Below are 7,196 nucleotides of genomic sequence, written 5' to 3'. Positions count from 1 at the left end.
CGTCGGGAGTTACTCGAGCGAGCAGATCCTCTCGACGACGCACTTCCGCCTGTACCGGTCGCTCGGCGGCGATTCCCAAGACGTCGCCCGGCGCAAACTCGCGGCGCGCCAAACGATGTTCCTCATCTTTAAGGCGATCGGATCTCTCGCGAGCGATCCGGTCACCCCGACACCGAACCCCAAGGTGTTCGCCACAGCCCTGATGAACGCCGACATCGGCACGGCCGACTTCGAGGGTTATCGGGGCGGGACATACCACAAGGTGGTCCGTTGGAGCTTCGAGAAGCAAGGCCTCTACCAGCCCTCCGGTGCTCCCACCCCGGTGACAGCACCCGGGGCACCGCCGAAGGTCGATGTCTACATCAACGACGGGCGTGACGGCGAGTACGGCTTCCAACCGGTCCACTGGGAGTGCACCAACATCTGGAACCGGCTTTCGCCGAGTGCGGGAGGCGGCAACGGCGTACACGAGACACCAGTGACTGGACAGGTGAACCACGCCTACGTCCGCGTCGGCAACAGGGGGACGACGCCGGCCCGCAACGTAGTGGTGCGCGGCTACTCCGCCTCCCCCGGAGTCGGACTGTCCTGGCCTGCTGACTGGGCGCCGATGGACACACCTCAGGTCACCGTGCCCGGTGAAATCCCACCGAACGGCAGCGTGATCGTCGGCCCCTTCCGCTGGCAGCCGCGTACGGTCGGACACGAGTGCCTGTTCATGGAAGTCAGCGCTGACGGCGACCTGAGCAACATCGACCCCGCAACGTTCTATCCCTGCGCAGTCGGGCCCACGGCGGAGTGGCGCCTCGTACCGTTCGACAACAACATCGCGCAGCGCAACGTCATACCGGTGCCGGGCGGTGGCGGCGGTGGCGGGTTGCTCTCAGCCTTCGTGAACCGCCGTTTCTTGGTACGCAACCCCTTCGACGCCCCCGCACGTATCACCCTGACACCGGAACTGCCGTCGTTCTTGGCCGACCGTGACTGGGAGGTCCAGATCCTACGCAGAGACTCCGGTATCGCCTTCTTGATGGCACCCGGAGCGGAGCGCTGGGTCGACGTGTCCTTGCGCTCCGGGCAGGAATTCTCGCGCGAGGAGATCCTGAACGCAGGCGGTCCGATGTCGATTCGCATTCTCGCCTCGGCCGACGGTATGACTTTCGGCGGAATGACGTACCGTCTCGACCCGGGAATGACCTGGGCTCCCAACGAGATGGCCGACGGCGACACCAGCAACGTGGAAGATCCAGAGATCGACGCGACGATCGGCACTTCGCGATTCCACGACGTTCAGGTTCCCGACGCCGCCGGCTACGAGACCGCAACAGCCGATCCCCCCTCAGCCGCGCCCCCACCGGTCACGGAGCAGCAGCCCGAGACGGACGGTGAGGCAGGGGATCTCCTCGCCCAACTCAGCTCCAGGGAGGAGCTGCGCGAGCGCATTCATCGCGTCACCTTGCGGAGAGTCGAAATCGAATTGGACGATCCGCACGAGCCGTAGATCAGTCCAGACCGTCCGAAACGCAAACCCCGCCCATCCTGTCGCTCGCAGCGTTCATTCCATAGGAGGAAAAAATGGTCGACATCGGCTACACAGAACGACTCGAAGTGGTCCGCGCGGTACAGCAGTATGAGACCGCCAAGAAAACCCAGGCAGAAGTGACCAGCGAAGAGAGCGTCGAAGGGCACTCCTCATCCGTCGACCTCTCCCAACGCGTGGACGCGGTGCTCCAGAATGGCGAAGCAGCGCCCGTGGGCACCGCCGCGGAACCCGCGGAAGAAGACGAGGAGCTGCTGTGGTCCCAGATCGGTCCGCTCCACGCCGGACCAGTGGTCTTCCCCCGCGGAGTAGCTGTCGGCGGCTGGTCGAATCTGACCCTCCACCGGAACGGCGCCTACAACTACAGTGGGCACTTCCACGTGTCCGGAGCCATCAGCTACAACATCTCGTTCGTCTGGGCCATCAGGGACAGGTCCCCCCGGCCCACCATCTACGTGTTCGCCCACAACGGGAGGCTGCACGGAACCTTCGAGCCGGGATCGCGAGACAGCGACTGGAACAAGCATGAGGTAAACCAAGCCCTGGCCGCAGGCTGGCGCACCATGGAGCGGACCGGCTACAACTGGCGTTGGACGGCAAGGGTCAACGCGGACTTCACGCCGTGGCTCGACGCAATCATCAAGGCGGTGGCAGCGGGTCAGGCCGTCGCGAAGGTGGTCACCATCTTCGCCTGAGTGAGATCCGCTGCGTGGATCCCGCCCACCGCTGGGCAAGTGCTCAGTCTCTCGGCGAAGCCCACGGTGCCGCCACACCTCGATCTGACCCGCGATTCGTCGGTCAGGCCGGGGGTGGCGGCGCCCGTCGTTCAGATGTACTGGACGAAACCGCCTTGCGGGCGAGGGCCCGGGAGGAAGCGAGGGGGTCGTCCTGGAGGCGGAGGAGCGGAGGTCCAGCTGGGCGGCTGCCGCCGAGCTGAGTCGCATTCTCGCGTGCGCGGCGGACGAGGCCGAGAGCGGTGGTGAGCGCGACGGGCGCGCGGGGATCTTGACGCGCTCCTAACGCGGAGAGGCCGGGGAACGGGTGGGCGGGGGCGTGCGACGCCCCCGGGGTGTCACGCCGTGAGTTGGTCGGTCATTGCTTCGTTGAGGCGGCAGAGGAGGTGGAGGCTGGGGGTGGCGTCGCCGCGCTCGATGCGGTCGATGTCGGATTCCTCCAGGCCCGCGCGGTGCGCCAACTCCGCCTGCGACCAGGCGAGTTGGGTCCTCCGGTCGTACACGGCCTGGCCGAACGCGGTCGGGCAGTCGTGCTGCTTGGGGACCTTGCTGACCACGGCCGGCTTGTGGCCCCGCCAGCTGAGGAATGCCTTGTTCATGGCACCACGGAATCCTTGTGTGAGGGGTGAACCGGGTTTACTGTCCGCCCTTCCTACCCGCGAGTCAAGCCGGGTGGGCCGGCCGGGTCGACGGGCCGTTTCTCCTGGGGAGAGGATGCCCGCTTCGGCGGCGTCTCATCCGTAGGCGCCATTGACCGGGCGTGGCGGTGACCGTACTTTCCGAAGCAGTCCGCCAGCACTTTGTGTCACCGGCTCTGTACCTCACGGGGTCGGGGACGTCCCGGGAGGCCGCCGTGCGCCCCACCGCCAAGCGAACCGCCAGAAGCCGCCGAAGCGCCGGAGCCCGTCGAAGCGCCGGAGCCCGTCGAAGCGCCGGAGCCCGTCGAAGCGCCAGGACCCGCCGAAGCGCCCGCGTGGCCGTCGTCGCGCTGTTAGCGCTGGTGGCCGGGTTGCTGAGCGGCTGCGGCAGCTCGGGCGGCGGTGGGCCGGACACCGTCCGGGTGTCCTACAAGCAGTCCATGGACAACAACGTGAAGATCATGGACGAGCACCTGGCCCGGGTGAAGGCACAGTTCGAGAAGGCGCACGCGGGCAAGAAGGTGGAGCTGGTGCCGATCAAGGCGCCGGACGCCGACTACTACACCAAGGTCCAGCAGCTGATGCGTTCGCCGAAGACGGCGCCGGACCTGGTCTACGAGGACACGTTCCTGATCAACGCGGACATCACCGCCGGCCTGCTGCGCCCGCTGGACGACTACCTGGCCGACTGGCCGGACTGGGCACGTTACGAGGACAGCGCGAAGGAGGCGGCGCGCGGGCAGGACGGGAAGGTGTACGGCGTGCCGGACGGCACGGACACCCGCGGCCTGTGGTTCAACAAGGAGGTCTTCGCGAAGGCCGGTCTTCCGGCCGACTGGCGACCGAAGGACTGGGACGAGCTGCTGGCGGCGGCCAGGACGATCAAGCGGCGGGTCCCGGACGTCATCCCGCTGAACGTCTTCACCGGGAAGGGCGCGGGCGAGGCCGCGACGATGCAGGGCTTCCAGATGCTGCTGTACGGGACGGGCGCCGATCCGCTGTACGACCCGAAGCGCGAGAAGTGGGTGACGGGCTCGAAGGGGTTCCGGGACGCGCTGGAGTTCGTCCGCACGGTGTACACGGAGGGCCTGGGCCCGAAGGCGTCGGACGCGTTGGACCCGAACGTGGCGACGCGGGTGCCGGGTGAGTGGCTGCCGGAGGGGCGGCTGGCGATCGCGCTGGACGGCTCGTGGCTGGGGAACAACTGGGTGCGCGGCGGTGGGACGCCATGGCCGAAGTGGCACGAGGTGCTGGGGCAGGCGCCGATGCCGACGCAGCACGGGCAGTCGCCGGGGCGGGTCAGCATGTCGGGCGGCTGGACGTGGGCGATCCCGGCGAAGGCCGGTAATCCCGATCTGGCCTGGGAGTTCGTGAAGGTGCTCAGCACCAGGGAGAACTCCGTGGACTTCCACGTGGCCAACGCCGGTATCGCGGTCCGGAAGGACGTCGCCGCCGACCCGAAGTACCGGCGGTCGATGCCGGGAGTGGAGTTCTTCACCGGGCTGGTGGAGTTCACGCACTACCGGCCGGCGCTGCCGGTCTATCCGCAGGTCTCGACGGCGATCCAGGAGGCGATGGAGCACGTGACGGCCGGTGGCACCCCGCCCGCCCGGGCTGCGGCGATCTACGACGAGCGGGTCAGGTCGATCAGCGGCGGGGCGGTCACCGGGCCGTGAGCGCCCCGACGACCACCGTTCGCCTCGACAAGCGGTCGGCACCACGCGGCGGCGGCGGCGCCCGGCGGCGGACGGCGGTGGCTCGGTGGTTGCCGCTCGGGCCGGCGACGGCGTTGCTGCTGCTGTTCCTCGCCGGGCCGATCGTCTACTGCGTGGTGATCGCGTTCACCGACACGCAGTTGTCGGGGCAGGAGTCGGCGTCGTTTGTGGGGCTGGAGAACTTTCGGCGGGCGTTCGCGGACGAGGGCTTCCGGAACGCGGTGTGGCTGACGCTGGTGTTCACGGTGCTTTCGTCGATCCTCGGGCAGAACGTGTTGGGGCTGGGCCTTGCCGTGCTGATGCGGCGCGCGTCGCGGCCGGTGCGGTCGCTGACGGGCGCGGTGGTGGTGACGGCGTGGGTGGTGCCGGAGGTGGTGGCCGGTTTCCTGCTGTACGCGTTCTTCCGCGAGGAGGGCACGCTCAACGCGATCACCGCGTTCCTCGGGCTGCCGGGTCAGAACTGGCTGTTCACGCTGCCCATCCTGGCCGTGTCGTTCGCGAACGTGTGGCGGGGCACGGCGTTCTCGATGCTGGTCTACTCGGCCGCGCTGTCGGAGGTCCCGGACGAGTTGCGGGAGTCGGCGCAGTTGGACGGGGCGGGGCCGGTGCGGCGGCTGTGGTTTGTGACGCTGCCGCTGATCAGACGGGCGATCGGCACGAACCTGCTGCTGAACACCCTGCAGACGCTGTCCGTCTTCGGGCTGATCTGGGCGATGACGCGGGGCGGTCCCGGCAACCGGAGTCAGACGCTGCCGCTGTACATGTACGAGCAGGCGTTCCGCAACAGCCTGATCGGCTACGGCACGGCGGTGGCGCTGGTGCTGCTGCTGGTCGGCGGGCTGTTCGCGGCCGTGTATCTGCGGCTGCTGCGCGAGGAGGTGTGAGGCGCGTGCGGCGGCGGGGCGGGCGGCAGCGACATGCGGCGGACGTCGCGCTGCTGCTGGTGGCGGGGGCGTTTCTGCTGCCGCTGGCCTGGCTGGTTTCGGCGTCCGTGGACGCGCGGGCGGATCTGCGGGCGAGCCCGCCGCGCGAGCCGACGCTGGAGAACTACCGGGCGGTGCTCACCGAGGAGATCACCTTCACCCCGATGGCCAACAGTCTGCTGCTCTGCGGCGGCGCCACGCTGGTCACGGTGTGCTGCGCGGCGCTGGCGGCGTATCCGCTGTCCCGGTACCGGTCCCGGCTGACGCGGCCGTATCTGCTGACGATCCTGTTCGCGACGAGTCTGCCGATCACGGCGATCATGGTGCCGGTGTACGGGCTGTTCGTGCGGGTGGAGTTGGTCGACACCCTGTGGGGCACGGCGCTGTTCCTGGCGACGGCGCAGCTGCCGATCGCGGTGTGGTTGATGAAGAGCTTCATGGACGGGGTGCCGCGGTCGCTGGAGGAGGCGGCGTGGACGGACGGCGCCTCGCCGGCGCAGTCACTCGTCCGGGTGGTGTTGCCGCTGATGGCGCCGGGCGTGCTCGTGGTGACGGTGTTCTCGTTCGTGGCGATGTGGGGGAACTTCTTCGTGCCGTTCATGCTGCTGCTCACGCCGGAGAACATGCCGGCGTCGGTGAGCGTGTTCACCTTCTTCGGCAACACGGGCAGTGTGCTGTACGGGCAGCTCGCCGCGTTCTCCATGCTGTACTCGACGCCGGCGGTGCTGCTGTACGTGTTGGTGTCCCGCCGGATCGGCACGGGTTTCACGCTCGGTGGCGCGGTGAAGGGCTGAGGTGGCCGACAGCACCGACAGGGCCCGCTCATGGTGACGGTACGTATCAGTTGGTCTGTAACTACAAGGCGAATACCAGGATCGCAACTTGCTTTCGAAGGAACGTACCGTGGGTCGACCGACGAATCCCTCCCTACCGTAGGTGGATGCACGCAAGACCGCCTTTTGACGCCACCGCCGCGCGAAGGCTGAGAGAAGCCCTCGGGATGACCCCTGCCCATGTCGCCTACGGCATGTTCGCCGCGTACGGGGTTCGGGTCTCCCCGGCCACGGTCGCGGCGTGGGAACAGCACGAGGAAGCCCCCACCGAGGACGAGATCGCCGCACTCGCCGGCGCCCTGTGGTGCGCGCCGTCGGACCTGCTCGGCACGCCGCGCACGCTGCGCGAGCACCGGATGGCGGCGGGCGTTCCGCTGCCCGATGTGGCGATCAAGGTCGGGATACCCGTCGCCCAGTACGAGGAGGTGGAACGTACCGGCAAGTGGACCGGCAACGACCGGCAGGCGGCCGTCCTCGCCGACCTGCTGCGGCTGCCGGCGCGCACCCACCTTGAGCTCACCGGCCGCGACGCGCGGCTGCGGGAGATGCTGCGCAGTGCGGCGAGCGTGCGCTGGCAGGCGTATGTCCGGCCGGTGTGCAAGCTGCTGCCGACCGCGCCGCAGGAGAACGTAGAACGTGTGCTGGAACGGCTGAACGACGAGTTCCACAAGCGCAGCTTCGCCTCGCTGAGCTGGATCGACACCTCCTCTGAGGCCGCCAACGGTTCCGTCGACGCCGGACACCGCTATCTCGCGGACGTCGTCGAGCACTTCTGGGAGCTGCTGGAGCAGCTCTGAGGCACCTCCCCCGCCC

6 protein-coding genes and 1 pseudogene are annotated in these 7,196 nt (G+C 68.3%); 6 read left to right on the top strand and 1 reads right to left on the bottom strand.

The features are described from left to right. Both GL263_RS17710 and GL263_RS17705 read left to right on the top strand, forming a co-directional pair. Positions 1-1,501 (top strand): annotated as a pseudogene (locus GL263_RS17710) (hypothetical protein); the annotation flags it as partial. 74 nt (positions 1,502-1,575) lie between these two features. Then, positions 1,576-2,235 (top strand): hypothetical protein, encoded by a 660-nt coding sequence (locus GL263_RS17705; RefSeq protein ID WP_182856697.1) that lies wholly within the window; start codon positions 1,576-1,578, stop codon positions 2,233-2,235. Between the two features lie 377 nt (positions 2,236-2,612). Here the strand turns inward: GL263_RS17705 and GL263_RS17700 are convergent, their stop codons facing one another. Next, entirely contained in the window at positions 2,613-2,873 is a 261-nt protein-coding gene (locus GL263_RS17700) for a helix-turn-helix domain-containing protein (protein ID WP_182856696.1), read from the bottom strand. A gap of 374 nt (positions 2,874-3,247) precedes the next feature. Here GL263_RS17700 and GL263_RS17695 point away from each other — a divergent pair, with 374 nt between their 5' ends. The 4 genes from GL263_RS17695 to GL263_RS17680 all read left to right on the top strand — a co-directional run bounded on the left by GL263_RS17695 (position 3,248) and on the right by GL263_RS17680 (position 7,180). Beyond that, complete coding sequence (locus GL263_RS17695; protein WP_323379449.1) at positions 3,248-4,588, top strand: ABC transporter substrate-binding protein; 1,341 nt, start codon at positions 3,248-3,250, stop codon at positions 4,586-4,588. Between the two features lie 77 nt (positions 4,589-4,665). After that, positions 4,666-5,511: a carbohydrate ABC transporter permease gene (locus GL263_RS17690; protein WP_323379450.1), complete on the top strand. Its 846-nt coding sequence runs from the start codon at positions 4,666-4,668 to the stop codon at positions 5,509-5,511. Positions 5,512-5,516: 5 nt separating this feature from the next. Further along, a complete protein-coding gene (locus GL263_RS17685; protein WP_182856698.1) occupies positions 5,517-6,344 on the top strand; it encodes a carbohydrate ABC transporter permease in 828 nt (275 codons plus the stop codon). Positions 6,345-6,550: 206 nt separating this feature from the next. Then, on the top strand, positions 6,551-7,180 hold the full coding sequence (locus tag GL263_RS17680) for an XRE family transcriptional regulator (RefSeq protein ID WP_228456594.1): 630 nt from the start codon (positions 6,551-6,553) through the stop codon (positions 7,178-7,180). The last annotated feature ends 16 nt before the right edge of the window (positions 7,181-7,196 follow it).

This window comes from Streptomyces durbertensis, from assembly GCF_014156695.1.
In the GTDB taxonomy this organism is placed as follows: Bacteria; Actinomycetota; Actinomycetes; order Streptomycetales; family Streptomycetaceae; genus Streptomyces; species Streptomyces durbertensis.
Note: the sequence above shows the minus strand (reverse complement) of the source record. Positions and strands in the feature narration are given on the sequence as shown.